Raw genomic sequence first — 12,251 nt, 5'->3', positions numbered from 1 at the left:
CCACCTACCACCGGGCCTCGTGATCACGTAGGGTCACCTTGTCATGTGGCAGGCGCACCTTCTCCTTGGCTGCCGCGACGAGGCCTGACCGGCCGGCACCTCGTCGCGGAGTTGAACCGCGCCGTCCAGCACATCCGAACTTCTTCTCGGCACCGCCCGGCAACGTCGCCCGGCATCTCGCCGACACCTTCCGATCTGCTGACGCCACATGCCCCCAGGGAGCATTCCGAGATGGCTGAAACCGCCACCGAAGCTGAGACCGATCCGATCGCCCGGCAGCGCCCCAGCCGGATGCCGTTCCACCGTTACCTGCCGTACCACCAGCAGTTCCGCCTCGACCTACCGGACCGCACCTGGCCGACCCGCCGGGTCGAGGCCGCGCCGCGCTGGTGCGCGGTGGACCTCCGCGACGGCAACCAAGCACTGATCGACCCGATGTCGCCGGAGCGCAAGCGCCGGATGTTCCAGCTGCTCGTGCAGATGGGTTACAAGGAGATCGAGGTCGGTTTCCCCTCGGCCAGCCAGACCGACTACGACTTCGTCCGGCAGCTGATCGAGCAGGACCTGATCCCGGAGGACGTCACCATCCAGGTGCTCACCCAGTGCCGGGAGCACCTGATCGACCGGACCTTCGAGTCGCTGCGCGGCGCCCGCCGGGCCATCGTGCACTTCTACAACTCCACCTCGACGCTGCAGCGGCGAGTGGTCTTCGGCCTGGACCGGGACGGCATCACCGACATCGCCACCAGCGGCGCCCGGCTCTGCCAGAAGTACGCGGAGATCCACACCCCGGACACCGACATCCACTACGAGTACTCGCCGGAGTCGTACACCGGCACCGAGCTGGAGTACGCGCTGGAGGTCTGCGCCAAGGTCATCGAGGTGGTCGACCCGACCCCGGACCGGAAGCTGATCGTCAACCTGCCGGCCACCGTCGAGATGGCCATGCCGAACGTGTACGCCGACTCGATCGAGTGGATGCACCGGCACCTGCCCCGCCGGGACAGCCTGGTGCTGAGCCTGCACCCGCACAACGACCGGGGCACCGGCGTGGCCGCCGCCGAGCTGGGCCTGCTGGCCGGCGCGGACCGGATCGAGGGCTGCCTGTTCGGCAACGGCGAGCGCACCGGCAACGTCGACCTGGTGACGCTCGGGTTGAACCTGTTCTCCCAGGGCATCGACCCGATGATCGACTTCTCGAACATCGACGAGGTCAAGCGGGCGGTTGAATACTGCAACCAGCTGCCCGTGCACGAGCGGCACCCGTACGCCGGCGACCTGGTCTACACCGCCTTCTCCGGTTCACACCAGGACGCGATCAAGAAGGGCTTCGACGCCCTGCACGTCGACGCCGCCGCGGCCGGCGTGCCGGTCGACGAGTTCACCTGGGCGGTGCCCTACCTGCCGATCGACCCGAAGGACCTGGGCCGCACCTACGAGGCGGTCATCCGGGTCAACTCGCAGTCCGGCAAGGGCGGCGTCGCGTACATCATGAAGAGCGAGCACCAGCTCGACCTGCCGCGCCGCCTCCAGATCGAGTTCTCCGGCGTGGTCCAGCAGGTCACCGACCACGACGGCGGCGAGGTCGAGCCGGCCACCATGTGGGAGATCTTCGCCCGCAACTACCTGGTCGACCACCAGGTCGACCCGGCGGTCGCCCTGACCAGCTACGCCATCGGCACCGCCGACGGCAAGGTCGAGATCGAGGCCCAGGTCGGCTTCGGCGGCGAGGTCCGCCCGCTCACCGCGGTCGGCAACGGCCCGATCGACGCGTACGTCAACGCGCTGCAGTCCCTGGGCGTGGCGGTGCGCGTGCTCGACTACCACGAGCACGCCCTCTCCTCGGGTGGGGACGCGCAGGCCGCCGCGTACGTGGAGTGTGAGGTGGACGGCCGCACGGTCTGGGGCGTCGGGGTGGACCCGAACATCGTGACCGCCTCGGTGAAGGCGGTCACCAGCGCGGTCAACCGCGCCCGCAACTGAGTGGCAGGGAAGGGTCCCCGGTTGGCGCCTCGGGCACCAGCGGGGGCCCTTCCCGTACGCCGGGCCCGGCCGGCCGTTGACGCCCCCTTCCGCCATCGAAGACGTCGAGAAACGGTCCGTCCTTCACCGCTTGTCGGGCGGGGTGGAGGCGGGCAGCGACGGGCACGGCTGGGCGCCGGGCGCCTTCCTGGGCGGTCGGTGGATCAGCAGCCCGGCCATCGCGGCGCCGACCAGCAGCAGGCCGGCGCACCAGAACATCGCCGCCCGGAAGGCCCCGGTCAGCGCAGGCTTCTGCTCGTAGCCGGTGCCCGAGAGCCCGACCAACAGGGGCAGTGCGGCCACCGCCAGCAGGTTTCCCGCCCGGGAGGCGGCGTTGCTGAGCCCGCTCGCCACCCCGGCGAACCGGTCGGCCACCGAGGCCAGCACCGAGGCGGTGAGTGGGGCCACCACCAGGGTCAGCCCCGCCCCGAACAGGCCGACCCCGGGCAGCACATCGGTCCAGTACGACGCGCCCGGGCCGACCCGGCGCAACAGCAGCAGGCCGACCGCCGCCACCAACGGGCCGATGGTGAGCGGCAGCCGGGGACCGATCCGGGCGGAGAGCGCGCCGGCCCGGGGTGAGCCCACCAGCAGCAGCAGCGTCATCGGCACGGTGGCCAGGCCGGTGAGCAGCGCCGACCACCCGACGACGTTCTGCAGATACACGGCGAGGAAGAACGTGAAACCGCCGAGGGCCGCGTAGACCACCACGGTGAAGACGTTCAGCACCGAGAAGAGCCGGCTGGAGAAGAGGCCGGTGGGGAGCATCGCACTGTCCCCGCGCCGTCGTTCGGCCAGCACAAAGAGCACCGCCGCGACCACCCCGGCCAGCGCCGTCGCGAGCACCGGCGGCGAGCCGGCGCCGCGCGCCGGGGCGTCGATCAGGGCGTACGTGACCCCGCCCAGGGCGAGTGCGCCGAGCAACGCGCCGGTCATGTCGAACCGCCGCCCGCCGCCGGTACGCGAGGCGGTCTCGTCCCGGCTCTCCGGCACCCAGCGCAGCGCGGCGAGCACGACACCGACCGCCAGTGGCAGGTTGATGAAGAAGATCCACCGCCAGGAGAGCGCGTCGATCAGCCAGCCGCCGAGGAGCGGGCCGAGCGTGGTGGAGACCCCGGAGAGCCCGGACCAGATGCCGATCGCCCGGCCCCGGTCGTCCGCGTGGAAGCTGGCCTGGAGCACGGAGAGCGAGCCCGGGGTCAGCAGCGCCCCGCCCGCGCCCTGGAGGACCCGGGCCACGATCAGCCAGCCGGTCCCCTGGGCCAGGCCACAGAGCACGGAGGCCGCGGCGAACCACGCCACCCCGAGCAGGAAGAGCCGCCGGCGGCCGAACCGATCGCCGAGCGCACCGCCGAGCAGGACGAACGAGGCCAGCATCAGCAGATAGCCGTTGACGGTCCACTGCAGATCGGCGACGGTCGCGTGCAGCGCGGAGCCGAGGTGGGGCAGCGCCACGTTGACCACGGTGCTGTCCAGAAAGACCATGCCGGAGGCCAGGATCGTGGCGAACAGGGTGCCCCGCCCGGCGGCGTTGCTGGTCCGGAGCGCGGGAGCAGGTGCCGTCATGGGTATCCACTCTGCCCGGCACCCCCACGCGACGCCACGAATCACAGAAACCGAGGCCGGGGTACTGTGCGGACTCGCCGGGAGCCCGCAAGCTGGAGAGGTGTCGTCTGTGCGTACGAGAGCATTGGTCCGTACCGGGTTGGCAGCCGCGCTCGCCGCGGCGCTCGCCCTCGTCTCGGCCGGTTGCGTGCCGCTGGTCGACGAGCCGGACGCGGCGCCGAGCGACGCCGGCAACGCCATCCAGCAACTCGACGAGCTGACCGTCGCCGCAGCCGGCTCGATGAAGGGCTACAGCCGGACCCGTTTTCCGCACTGGCGGGGTACGGGCAAGAACTGCGACGTGCGGGACAGCGTGCTGCAACGAGACGGGGGGAGCATCAAGCTCTCCGGGTGCAACGTGGTCGGCGGCCACTGGGAGAGCCGGTACGACGGGCTGGTCCTGACCGACCCGGCGGACGTGGACATCGACCACGTGGTGCCGCTGGCCAACGCCTGGCGCTCGGGCGCGGACGAGTGGGACGACTCGAAGCGCGGCGACTTCGCCAACGACCTGACCCGGCCGCAGCTCGTGGCGGTTTCCGCGCGCTCCAACCGGGCAAAGGGTGATCAGGACCCGTCCCAGTGGAAGCCGGCGAACCGGTCGTACTGGTGCCAATACGCCGCGGACTGGGTGACGGTCAAGCACTACTGGCGGCTGACGGTGACCACTGCCGAGAAGGCCGCCCTCACCGACATGTTGGAGGGCTGCAAATGAGCGAGCGGGGTGCCGGCATGAGCGAGCACGGGACGCCGACGGGGCCGGCCACGGCCGGGATGTCGGTGGACGGCGCTCCGCCCGCCCCCGCCGACGTGTCCGGTGCGGGCATGTCCGCGGACGCCGTTCCGGGAGCGCCTACCGGTGGCGCGCCGGCCGGGCCGCAGCAGCGGATCACCGACTTCACGGCCGGCCCGGGCGGGGTGATGACGGACGAGGTCGGTGTGGTGACCGGCGAGCTGACCCTACGTACCGAACTCGCCGGCGGTCAGGTCACCCTGTCCGTGCAGTACAAGGACGCCGACGAGTGGTACGCGGTGACCGGCGGCCGGGCACCGCTGGCCGACCCGGCTGGGCTGGACGCCGTGCACACCATCGCGGTGGCCCTGCTCAACCGGCCCGAGGGCTGACCCGAACTCGTCGCAGCTGGATAGCGGTCCGGTCGGGGCGGGTGCGGCCGATCCGCCATCTCGGGTCGCCGCTGCGGATCCAGTTGGCCGTACCCCCGAATGACGCGATCGGCGGGTGGGCCGGACGCTTGGTCCGGGCCCACCCGCCGGTTCGCGATGTGGCCGGTGGCCGACCCGGTGGGGATGCCCCGTCCGGGCCGGCCGACCAAATCGTCAGAGTGTCGGGATCAGCTCGCCGGGGTCGCCCGGCGCCGCGCCCTCGTCCGGCCGGACCAGCTCCGGCTCCACCTCGTGCGGCCGGATCCGGCCGGCCGCGATGTCCTCGGCGTAGTGGCAGGCCACCCGGTGTCCGCTGAGCACCTCGCGCAGCGCCGGCCGCTCGTCGGCGCAGCGGGTCGGCTGGGCCCACGGGCAGCGGGTGTGGAACCGGCAACCGGCCGGCGGGTTCGTCGGCGAGGGCAGGTCACCGGCGAGCAGGATCCGCTCCCGGCGGTCCTCCACCACCGGGTCCGGCACCGGCACCGCCGACATCAGCGCCTTGGTGTAGGGATGCATCGGCTCGCGGTAGAGGTCGTCGCTGGACGCCTCCTCCACCAGGCCACCGAGGTACATCACGCCCACCGTGTCGGCGATGTGCCGGACCACCGCGAGGTCGTGGGCGATGATCAGGTACGTCAGGCCGCGCTCGTTCTGCAGGTCCTCCAGCAGGTTGAGCACCTGGGCCTGGATCGACACGTCCAGCGCGGACACCGGCTCGTCGGCGACGATCAGGTCGGGGTCGAGCACCAGCGCCCGGGCGATGCCGATCCGCTGCCGCTGGCCGCCGGAGAACTCGTGCGGGTACTTGCTCAGCGCGGAGGCGGGCAGGCCGACCGCGGCCAGCGCCTCCCGCAGCTTCTTGGTGGTGGCCGCCTTGTCGCCGGCCAGGCCGTGCGCCTTGAGCCCCTCGACCAGCAGCGACTCCACCGACTGGCGGGGGTCGAGGCTGGACAGCGGGTCCTGGAAGATCATCTGCATCCGGCGGCGGGCCCGGCGCATCGACTCGCCCTTCAGCGAGCGGATGTCGGTGCCGTCGAAGACGATCTCGCCGGCGGTGGGCTCGACCAGCCGCAGCAGGCCCCGCCCGAGGGTGGACTTGCCACATCCCGACTCGCCCACCAGGCCGTACGTCTCACCCTTGTTGATCGACAGCGAGACGCCGTCGACGGCGTACACGTAGCCGACGGTGCGGTCGATGAACACGCCGCTCTTGATCGGGAAGTGGACCTTGACGTCGCGCAGTTCGACCAGTGGTCCGGTCCGCTCGGTCACGGCACCGCCACCTCCTCGGAAACGGGGTTGTTGCAGCGCAGGTCGCCGCCGGTGGCGGTGGGTTCGAGCGGAGGCGTGCCCTCCAGGCAGGCGTCCACCACGTTGTTGCAGCGGGGGGCGAAGGCGCACCCCTCGACCCACGGGATGTTGTCGGCGACGGAGCCGCGGATGGCGTGCAGGGGCTCACCCCGGGGCGAGTCCAGCCGCGGCACCGAGTTGAGCAGCCCGTGCGTGTACGGGTGCCGCGGCCGGGCGAACAGCTCGTGCCGGGCGGCCCGCTCGACCACCTTGCCGCCGTAGAGCACGTTGACCGTGTCGCAGAGGCCGGCCACCACGCCCAGGTCGTGCGTGATCATGATGAGCGCGGTGCCGGTCTCGTCGACGAGCTGCTTGAGCAGGGTCAGGATCTGCGCCTGGATGGTCACGTCCAACGCGGTGGTCGGCTCGTCGGCGATCAGCAGCCGCGGCTTGCAGGCCAGCGCGATGGCGATCAGGGCGCGCTGCCGCATGCCGCCGGAGATCTGGTGCGGGTATTCCTTGAGCCGCCGGTTCGGGTCGGGGATGCCGACCGCGTCGAGCAGCTCCCGGGCCTCCTTCAGCGCCACCTTGCGGTCCATGCCGCGGTGCCGCTCCAGCACCTCGGCGACCTGGACGCCGATCGGCACGACCGGGTTCAGCGAGGAGAGCGGGTCCTGGAAGATCATGCCGATGTCCCGGCCGCGCCGGTCCCGCATGTCGTTCGGGCGGAGCTGGAGCAGGTCGGTGCCGTCGAAGAGCACCTCGCCGGTGACCTTGTTGCCGCGCCGGGGCAGCAGGCCCATGATCGCCAGGCTGGTCACGCTCTTGCCGCAGCCGGACTCGCCGACCAGGCCCACGGTCTGCCCCGGCTCCACACTGAAGCTGACCTTGTCGACCGCGGTGAACGACTGCTCACCGCGACGCTGGAACACCACGCTCAGATCGCGTACGTCGAGCAGGCTCATCGGGTCACTTCCTCTCGCCGATCGGCGGCGGTCGTGCTGGTCTGACGCATCGCCGTCACCGCCGGTTCTTCGGGTCGATCGCATCGCGCATGCCCTCACCCAGCAGGGTGAAGCCGAGCGCGACCACGATGATCGCCAACGCCGGGTAGTAGGCCAGCTCGGGCCGGACCTCGAAGTAGCGGACGCCGTCCACACCGAGCATCAGGCCCCACTCGGCCCGGTTGATGTCCGGGTCGCCGAGCCCGAGGAAGGAGAGCGACGCGGCCTCCAGGATCGCGGTGGAGAGGGTCAGCGTGGCCTGCACGATCACCGCGGTCATCGCGTTGGGCAGCATGTGCCGCAGCACGATGGACCGTTGCTTCACGCCGAGCGCCCGGGCGGCCAGCACGTGGTCGCTCTCCCGCTGGGCCAGCATCGAGCCGCGCAGCAGCCGGGCGAAGATCGGCACGTTGACGATGGCCACCGCGAGGATCACGGTCCACTGGCTCGACCGGCTGGCCATGGCGACCAGGCTGATCGCCAGCAGCAGAGCCGGCAGGGCCAGCATCACGTCGGTGAGCCGCATCAGGATGTTGTCGACCCAGCCGCCGAACGCGCCGGCGACGGCGCCGATCAGCGCCCCGAGCGCCAGCCCGATCAGCGTGGCGAACACGCCGACGAAGAGGGTCTGCCGGCTGCCGTAGATCAGGCGGGACAGGAAGTCCCGGCCGAGCGGATCCGACCCGAGGGGGAAATCGCTGCTGGCCCCGGGAATGCTGTCGACGGTGAGGTTCTTGGTGAGCTCGTCGAAACGCTGCGCCGGGTCGTGCGGCGCGAGCAGCGGCGCGAAGATCGCCACCAGGACGAACACCGCGACGATGGCCGCGCCGAACATGGCGACCGGGTTGCGCCGCAGCCGGCGGAAGGCGTCCCGGACGAGGCTCACGCCGCCCTTGTCGGCGCTGGCGCGAGCCAGCTCGTCCAGCCGCGCCTTCTTCCGGTCGCCGAGCCGGCCGATGCCGCGCTCGGTCGCGTTCGCCGGCCGTTCGCCGGTGCCGGTTGGGTCGGCGCCGTCGCGGGGGGCGGCCACCCCGGGCCGGGTGATCGGGTCGCTCATCGCACACGCACCCTCGGGTCGATGACGGCGTAGGAGAGGTCGACCAGGAGGTTGACCACCACGAAGACCAGCGCGGCCAGCAGGATCAGCGCCTGCAGCACGGGGTAGTCGCGGCCGCCGCTGATCGAGTCGGTGATCAGCGTGCCCAGGCCGCCCCAGTTGTAGACCTTCTCGGTGAGCACCGCGCCGGAGAGCAGCGCGCCGGTCTGCAGGCCGATGGTGGTGACCACGGGCAGCAGGGCGTTGCGCAGGACGTGCCGGCCCCGGATGGTCTTGTGCCGCAGGCCCTTCGCCTCCGCGGTGCGGACGTAGTCCTCGTTGAGCACGTCCAGCACGCTGGCCCGGGTCATTCGAACGATCACCGCCAGCGGGATGGTGGCCAGGGTGAACGCGGGCAGGATCAGGTGCCACAGCGCGTCGGCGGTGACGTCGAACTCGCGGGTGAGCAAGCTGTCGAGGAGGAAGAACCCGGTGATGTTGGTGTTGTCCACGCCGGTGCTGATCCGCCCGGAGGGCGGGAACCAGTGGATGTTCTGGGTGAAGACGTCCTTGAGCAGGTAGCCCAGGAAGAAGATCGGGATCGAGATGCCGAGCAGAGTGCCGGCGATGCTCAGGTTGTCCAGCAGCCGGCCACGGAAGCGGGCGGCGAGGTAACCGAGCGGTACGCCCAACCCGATCGCGATGATCATGGCGGCCAGGGCCAGCTCGATGGTGGCCGGGAAGGCCCGCCCCATCACCTCCGTGACCGCGTCGCCGGTCCGGATCGAGTTGCCGAAGTCGCCGGTCAGCACCCGCTGCATGAACTTGGCGTACTGCACCAGGATCGGCTGGTCATAGCCGAGCGCCTTGGTCAGCAGGGCGCGCGTCTCGGGGGTGGCCCGCTCGCCGAGCAGCGCGTCGACCGGACCGCCCGGAAGGTTCCGCAGCCAGATGAAGATGAGCGCCGACAGCGCTATCAGGGTCACCACCAGCTGGAGCAGGCGGCGGACTATGACTCGCAACATCTCTCACACCAGATTCTCGATAACAGCGGGTCGGCCCGGGCCGGGGAAGCCCGGCCCGGGCCGATTCCGCGTACGGCGTCAGTGGCGGTGTCAGCCGACGCTGACGCTGTTGAACCGCTCGTCGGTCAGCGGGCTGGCCACCATGCCCTTGACGTCCTTGGTGACCACGATGGCCGGCGGGGCGTGCCAGACCGGCACGGCCGGCAGCCACTTGGCGGCGATGTCACGGTTGACCTGCTCCCACGCGGCCTTCTTGCCGGCCTCATCGACCGTGCCGTCGGCCTTGGTGATGGCGTCGAACATCTCGGTCATCGCCTGGTCGCCGAACTCGATCTTGCCGCGACCGAAGAACGTCCCGACGAAGTTGCCCGGGTCGTTGTAGTCACCGGTCCAGCCGAGGATGTGCAGGTCCTGTTTGCCGAAGGTCTGCACGTCGTCCTTGAAGCCACCGTTCCACGGGCGCGGCACACCGTTGACCTTGATGCCGACAGCCTGCAGGTCGTTGGCGAGGACGGTGAAGATCTCCTGCGGGTTCGGCATGTACGGCCGGGAGACGTCGGTCGGGTAGAAGAAGTTGAGCGTCAGACCCTCGGCGCCCGCCTCCTTGAGGAGCTGCTTGGCCTTCTCCGGGTTGTAGTCGTACTTCTGCACGTCCGGCGCGTAGCCGAGCACGGTGTCCGGCATGAACTCGTCGGCGACCTTGGTGCCACCCGGGCCCTTGGTCTGGACGAGCTGCTGACGGTTGAGGGCGTAGGCGATCGCCTGACGCACCCGCAGGTCCTTCAGCTTCGGGTTCTTCTGGTTGATGCCCAGGTAGAGGATGTTGAACGCCGGGCGGTTGATGACGTTGAAGCCCTCACCCTCCAGCGCCTTGCGGTCGGCCGGGGCCGGGAAGTCGATGCCCTGGACGGTGCCGGCCCGCAGCTCCTGCTTGCGGGTGTTCTCGTCCTTGATGATCTTGATGATCAGCTTGTCGACCTTGGCCTTGTCGCCGAAGTAGTCGGGGTTCCGGTTCAGGGTGATCTCGCCCTTGGCCTTGTCCCAGCCGCCGAAGGTGAACGGGCCGGTGCCGACCGGGTGCTCGTTGGCGAACGCGCCGTACTCGAAGGAGTCGCCGTTCTGCTTGACCGTGTCGGCGTCGTACTTCTTCAGCGCGTCCGGGCTGGCGATCGACAGCGAGGTCAGCGCGAAGGCACCGGGGAAGGCGCCCTTGTACTGGTTGAGGGTGAGGACGGCGGTGTTGTCGTCCTTGGCCTCGCACTTGTTGTAGAGCGCCTTGCCGGCGCCCTCAACCTCGTTGTTGGCGAAACCGCCGAAGACGTCCATGTAGTAGATCATGTTCGCCTGGGCCGCGGCGCCCTTCATGTTGTACCAGCGGTCGAAGTTGAAGCAGACCGCGGCGGCGTTGAAGGCGGTGCCGTCGTGGAACTTCACGCCCTTGCGGAGCTTGAAGGTCCAGACCTTGCCCTCGGCGTCGTGCTCCCAGCTCTCCGCCAGGCCGCCCACCAGGTCCGCCGTGCCCGGCTTGTGCGTGACCAGGGTGTCGAACATCTGCCGGATAGGACGGAAGGACTCGCCGTCGTCGTTGAAGATCGGGTCGAAGTTCTTCGGGTCACCGGCACCCGCGAAGACGAAGGTGCCGCCGGTCTTGGCCCCACCGCTCTCACCGTCGCGCTCGCTCTTGGCGCAGCCGGACGCCCCGACCGCCAGAGCGGCTGCGGCCGCGAGGGCCACGGCCGCTTTACGCCTGCTCGCCTGCATCTCTCACCTCTGTCATGCGCCTGTCCACGCCGAAGTTGTGGCTCAGTCCGTGTGCGGGAGGCTATGACACGACACACCGAAGCGGAACGCCCGTTAGGCAATCTCTATCAAGCCGACACCAAGCCGCCGGTCTGACAGAGACCTATCTCGCGACAAACAGGACTGTCACAGTCGTGAGCAGATGGTGGGATCGGGCCATCCCCGCAAATCGCCCCGGCCGGCCAGCGACGCGCCGAACGGCACTCATCCCACATTCCGGTTACGGCACCATCGCTGCCGTCAAGCGGGTCAGCGGCCCGAGCGGGGCGGGCCGGAGGCGTGGCACCGGCCGGGCAGGCGCCCGCCACCACCTCCGTGCCCGGAGCGGGCGCTCAGATCGCCCGACGCCCCTCGAACGCCCGGCCGAGGGTGATCTCGTCGGCGTACTCCAGGTCGCCGCCGACCGGCAGGCCGCTCGCCAGCCGGGTCACCGCGATGCCCATCGGCTTGACCATCAGCGCCAGGTACGTCGCGGTCGCCTCGCCCTCGGTGTTCGGGTCGGTGGCGAGGATCAGCTCGCGGACCGCGCCCCCGCCCAGCCGGGTCATCAGCTCGCGGATCCGCAGGTTGTCCGGGCCGATCCCCTCCAGCGGGTTGATCGCCCCGCCCAGCACGTGGTAACGGCCCCGGAACTCGCCGGTCCGCTCGATCGCCACCACGTCCTTCGGCTCCTCCACCACGCAGAGCACCTCATCGGTACGCCGCGGATCCCGGCAGATCCGGCACTGCTCCGACTCGGCCACGTTGAAGCAGGTGGTGCAGAACCGCACCAGCTCCTTGACCTTGCGCAGCGCACCGGCCAGCCGGTTCACGTCCGCCGGATCCGCCGACAGGACGTGGAACGCGATCCGCTGGGCGCTCTTCGGGCCCACGCCCGGCAGCCGGCCCAGCTCGTCGATCAGGTCCTGGATGGCACCCTCGTACATCTGCCGGCTCAGAACCCGGGCAGGCCGAGGCCGCCCATCCCGCCCGCGACCGGGCCCATCTTCTGCTCGGTCAGCTCCCGGGCCGCCTCGGCGGCGTTGTGCACCGCGGCGACGACCAGGTCCTCCAGCGTCTCCACGTCCTCCGGGTCGACCGCCTTGGGATCGATCTTGATCGCCTTCAGCTCACCGGTGCCGGCGACGGTGGCGGTGACCAGGCCACCGCCCGCGGTGCCGGTCAGCTCCGCCTCGGCCAGCTCGGCCTGAGCCTTGGCGATCTGCTGCTGCATCTTCTGCGCCTGCTTCAGCATCTGCTGCATGTTCGGCTGTCCACCTGGGCGCACGGATGGCTCCTTCTCGCACTCGTCTGTTCGGCCGCGCC

11 protein-coding genes are annotated in these 12,251 nt (G+C 70.3%); 3 read left to right on the top strand and 8 right to left on the bottom strand.

Annotation, left to right across the window (positions count from 1 at the left end):
• Positions 1 to 231: 231 nt before the first annotated feature.
• Positions 232 to 1,983, top strand: coding sequence for a 2-isopropylmalate synthase (gene leuA, locus ACGF4F_RS16310; RefSeq protein ID WP_393077986.1), 1,752 nt, complete (start codon positions 232 to 234; stop codon positions 1,981 to 1,983).
• A 123-nt stretch (positions 1,984 to 2,106) separates the two neighbouring features.
• Here the strand turns inward: leuA and ACGF4F_RS16305 are convergent, their stop codons facing one another.
• Positions 2,107 to 3,588, bottom strand: a complete 1,482-nt coding sequence (locus ACGF4F_RS16305) for an MFS transporter (protein ID WP_393077983.1) — start codon at positions 3,586 to 3,588, stop codon at positions 2,107 to 2,109.
• 109 nt (positions 3,589 to 3,697) lie between these two features.
• Between ACGF4F_RS16305 and ACGF4F_RS16300 the strand changes: the two genes are divergently transcribed.
• Both ACGF4F_RS16300 and ACGF4F_RS16295 read left to right on the top strand, forming a co-directional pair.
• A complete protein-coding gene (locus tag ACGF4F_RS16300; protein ID WP_357439349.1) occupies positions 3,698 to 4,342 on the top strand; it encodes an HNH endonuclease family protein in 645 nt (214 codons plus the stop codon).
• Positions 4,339 to 4,752, top strand: coding sequence for a hypothetical protein (locus ACGF4F_RS16295; protein WP_393077980.1), 414 nt, complete (start codon positions 4,339 to 4,341; stop codon positions 4,750 to 4,752). The genes ACGF4F_RS16300 and ACGF4F_RS16295 overlap by 4 nt, the downstream gene beginning before the upstream one ends.
• A gap of 213 nt (positions 4,753 to 4,965) precedes the next feature.
• On the opposite strand, the gene ACGF4F_RS16290 is transcribed toward ACGF4F_RS16295, so the two are convergent.
• From ACGF4F_RS16290 to ACGF4F_RS16260, 7 genes are all read right to left on the bottom strand, one after another.
• Complete coding sequence (locus tag ACGF4F_RS16290; RefSeq protein WP_357439344.1) at positions 4,966 to 6,063, bottom strand: ABC transporter ATP-binding protein; 1,098 nt, start codon at positions 6,061 to 6,063, stop codon at positions 4,966 to 4,968.
• The gene (locus ACGF4F_RS16285; protein WP_393077977.1) at positions 6,060 to 7,046 is read right to left on the bottom strand and encodes an ABC transporter ATP-binding protein; all 987 of its coding nucleotides are present in this window, start codon (positions 7,044 to 7,046) and stop codon (positions 6,060 to 6,062) included. Before ACGF4F_RS16285 ends, ACGF4F_RS16290 begins: the two co-directional genes overlap by 4 nt.
• 55 nt (positions 7,047 to 7,101) lie before the next feature.
• Positions 7,102 to 8,142 carry an ABC transporter permease gene (locus tag ACGF4F_RS16280; protein ID WP_393077974.1) on the bottom strand — a complete coding sequence of 347 codons (1,041 nt, stop codon included), beginning with the start codon at positions 8,140 to 8,142 and terminating at the stop codon, positions 7,102 to 7,104.
• Positions 8,139 to 9,146: an ABC transporter permease gene (locus ACGF4F_RS16275; RefSeq protein ID WP_357439339.1), complete on the bottom strand. Its 1,008-nt coding sequence runs from the start codon at positions 9,144 to 9,146 to the stop codon at positions 8,139 to 8,141. Before ACGF4F_RS16275 ends, ACGF4F_RS16280 begins: the two co-directional genes overlap by 4 nt.
• A gap of 90 nt (positions 9,147 to 9,236) precedes the next feature.
• A complete protein-coding gene (locus ACGF4F_RS16270; protein WP_357439337.1) occupies positions 9,237 to 10,907 on the bottom strand; it encodes an ABC transporter substrate-binding protein in 1,671 nt (556 codons plus the stop codon).
• Positions 10,908 to 11,278: 371 nt separating this feature from the next.
• Positions 11,279 to 11,872 (bottom strand): recombination mediator RecR, encoded by a 594-nt coding sequence (recR, locus tag ACGF4F_RS16265; RefSeq protein WP_089004880.1) that lies wholly within the window; start codon positions 11,870 to 11,872, stop codon positions 11,279 to 11,281.
• A gap of 8 nt (positions 11,873 to 11,880) precedes the next feature.
• Positions 11,881 to 12,189, bottom strand: coding sequence for a YbaB/EbfC family nucleoid-associated protein (locus tag ACGF4F_RS16260; protein WP_018786541.1), 309 nt, complete (start codon positions 12,187 to 12,189; stop codon positions 11,881 to 11,883).
• Positions 12,190 to 12,251 lie beyond the last annotated feature (62 nt).

It is taken from the genome of Micromonospora sp. NPDC047740, assembly GCF_043204735.1.
Lineage (GTDB): Bacteria > Actinomycetota > Actinomycetes > Mycobacteriales > Micromonosporaceae > Micromonospora.
This window is presented reverse-complemented; position numbering and strand designations above follow the sequence as displayed.

Excerpts from the sequence above, each read along its gene's own strand:
- ACGF4F_RS16270 (WP_357439337.1), bottom strand. The coding sequence starts at position 10,907 with ATGCAGGCGAGCAGGCGTAAAGCGGCCGTGGCCCTCGCGGCCGCAGCC.
- ACGF4F_RS16260 (WP_018786541.1), bottom strand. The coding sequence starts at position 12,189 with ATGCAGCAGATGCTGAAGCAGGCGCAGAAGATGCAGCAGCAGATCGCC.
- ACGF4F_RS16280 (WP_393077974.1), bottom strand. The coding sequence starts at position 8,142 with ATGAGCGACCCGATCACCCGGCCCGGGGTGGCCGCCCCCCGCGACGGC.
- ACGF4F_RS16285 (WP_393077977.1), bottom strand. The coding sequence starts at position 7,046 with ATGAGCCTGCTCGACGTACGCGATCTGAGCGTGGTGTTCCAGCGTCGC.
- ACGF4F_RS16305 (WP_393077983.1), bottom strand. The coding sequence starts at position 3,588 with ATGACGGCACCTGCTCCCGCGCTCCGGACCAGCAACGCCGCCGGGCGG.
- recR (WP_089004880.1), bottom strand. The coding sequence starts at position 11,872 with ATGTACGAGGGTGCCATCCAGGACCTGATCGACGAGCTGGGCCGGCTG.
- leuA (WP_393077986.1), top strand. The coding sequence starts at position 232 with ATGGCTGAAACCGCCACCGAAGCTGAGACCGATCCGATCGCCCGGCAG.
- ACGF4F_RS16275 (WP_357439339.1), bottom strand. The coding sequence starts at position 9,146 with ATGTTGCGAGTCATAGTCCGCCGCCTGCTCCAGCTGGTGGTGACCCTG.
- ACGF4F_RS16295 (WP_393077980.1), top strand. The coding sequence starts at position 4,339 with ATGAGCGAGCGGGGTGCCGGCATGAGCGAGCACGGGACGCCGACGGGG.